At 58.6% G+C, this 1,858-nt stretch carries 2 protein-coding genes; one reads left to right on the top strand and one right to left on the bottom strand.

What is annotated here, in order from left to right; genetic code table 11:
* Positions 1-293: 293 nt before the first annotated feature.
* Positions 294-680: a TonB family protein gene (locus tag F6X40_RS41350; protein ID WP_187631874.1), complete on the bottom strand. Its 387-nt coding sequence runs from the start codon at positions 678-680 to the stop codon at positions 294-296.
* Between the two features lie 445 nt (positions 681-1,125).
* On the opposite strand from F6X40_RS41350, the gene F6X40_RS41345 reads away from it, so the two are divergent.
* Positions 1,126-1,608 (top strand): cupin domain-containing protein, encoded by a 483-nt coding sequence (locus tag F6X40_RS41345; RefSeq protein WP_187631873.1) that lies wholly within the window; start codon positions 1,126-1,128, stop codon positions 1,606-1,608.
* Positions 1,609-1,858 lie beyond the last annotated feature (250 nt).

Below are 1,858 nucleotides of genomic sequence, written 5' to 3'. Positions count from 1 at the left end.
AAATTCCGAGCGTCTCGGACCATCCCGCGGTTTCCTCCCTCGAGGCTTATCCGACGCCTGCCCACACGCGCCGCGGCACACTCACAGCCATGTGAATGAGGGCAGACGTCGAATAACCCTTAACGAACCCGGACCGATAGCTGAATTGAGAACCGCTTGCCGGCCCGCAGCGGATGATCGTCGCAAGTCGACCCACAAGGGACAGTCGCCGAAACGCTTAGCAGACGTTCCAGCTTTGCATCTGCAGCAGAAGGGTACCGTGGACACCTGCCCATGGGACACGCTCTTCTGGGTCAGTTCGCGTGGGAGGACCTATAGTCCCAGTCACGAGTACTGTGGAAGGGTCGAACAACAAGATTCAATTTCAACGGCAAGCTTTGGGGAGGTTTGGGCAGTCCGACTTTCTTGATCGCGTCCATGTAAGCGCTATCGTATTTCGGATCACCACTTGAGGTCTTCACAGTGATTGATAGCACGTTACCTTCCGCATCAATCTCCACGGGGAAAACGGCCTCAGTGTCTTTGTCGCCTTCGGTCACCAATGCATTCGTGGCGGGCACTATCCGTTTTTGAATCGCGCGCGCGTACTCCGAGATGGCCGTCGGGGAAGGACGCGAAGCGCCTTGCTGTGGCACCGCCGCAGCAGGTTCAACCGCCCGGCAAGGGCTGCTTAGCAGCATCGCAATTATCGCGAGTAGGAATGGCTCTGTTCTCACGGTTATCAAAATCCTTCCTGGTCAATACTTGATAATGGCATCTCGCTAGATGCGATGTTGCATCGGCCAGTGCGCAGTTTTCGGAAACGATCTTACCCGACTATGGTTGCTCCCTTTGCGGCGACGGTGAAATTGTCTATGCCGATAGTCAACGATTCGCCGGTGCGCGTCGAACGTCTCTTCCTGGCCGAACGCGGGCCGACGGCGAACGCACCAAACCGACCCTAAGCCGACGGTGGACCCAGCAGCACATATTTCGGCAGCTTCCAACAACAGCGGCCATTCACTCCTGCCACCCGCTCGGCGGGTCATCGGCCGAAGTGGCCATGGCCGAGATTGGCCGCGAGTCATGGCTAACGTCCGCTCCTAAACCGCTATTATCGATATTCGCCCTAAAGGAGAACAACCGATGAGCCGACCAGATTTCATCAAACACTGGACTGAACTCGAAGAACCGGATGCGCATTCCTATCACGCCGATACCGAGCCAATGGCGCTAGACGCGCCGCTTTCCGCCGCACTCGGCATTACGCGTATTGGCATTCATCACGTGAGGCTTCTGCCCGGCCGGCGGACGTCATATCCGCACGCCGAAAGTACCGAGCAGGAGTTTGTGTACGTGCTCGAGGGCAAGCCCGATGTCTGGATCGACGGCGTGCTGCATCCCATTGCTGAAGGCGATTCCGTCGCGTTTCCGGCAGGCACCGGAATCTGCCACACCTTCATCAACAATACGAAGGACGAAGTCAGGCTGATGGTGATCGGCGAACGTCCGCGCGACGACAACCGTATTCGTTACCCGCTCAACGAAGCGCACGAACTTACCCGCGCGGACCGCTGGGTGGACTGGCCCGCTAGACCACTCGGCGACCATAACGGGATGCCGGACTGAGGCTTACGCGGATGACCGCAATGGCCGATGAAGCACAATTCGTCCTCGCGAATTGAATGGCCGCTTGCTGGGTGGATCCGACATCTGAACGTCCGCGCAACGGTGCGGGCGAATGACGCTTCATGGCCGAAGAACGAAACCGCTCGCGCGGTAGAGGGCTCCGGTCCGACGCGGGAGGTCAGGGCGAGGCCGGTCACGCGGTTTTATGTTGGCGAATGAGGCAATCCGCCTCGTTCTCCAGCAGGAGCCG

The sequence above is a fragment of the Paraburkholderia sp. UCT31 genome (genome assembly GCF_014397655.1).
Classification (GTDB): Bacteria; Pseudomonadota; Gammaproteobacteria; order Burkholderiales; family Burkholderiaceae; genus Paraburkholderia; species Paraburkholderia tuberum.
This window is presented reverse-complemented; position numbering and strand designations above follow the sequence as displayed.

Excerpts from the sequence above, each read along its gene's own strand:
- F6X40_RS41350 (WP_187631874.1), bottom strand. The coding sequence starts at position 680 with ATGCTGCTAAGCAGCCCTTGCCGGGCGGTTGAACCTGCTGCGGCGGTG.
- F6X40_RS41345 (WP_187631873.1), top strand. The coding sequence starts at position 1,126 with ATGAGCCGACCAGATTTCATCAAACACTGGACTGAACTCGAAGAACCG.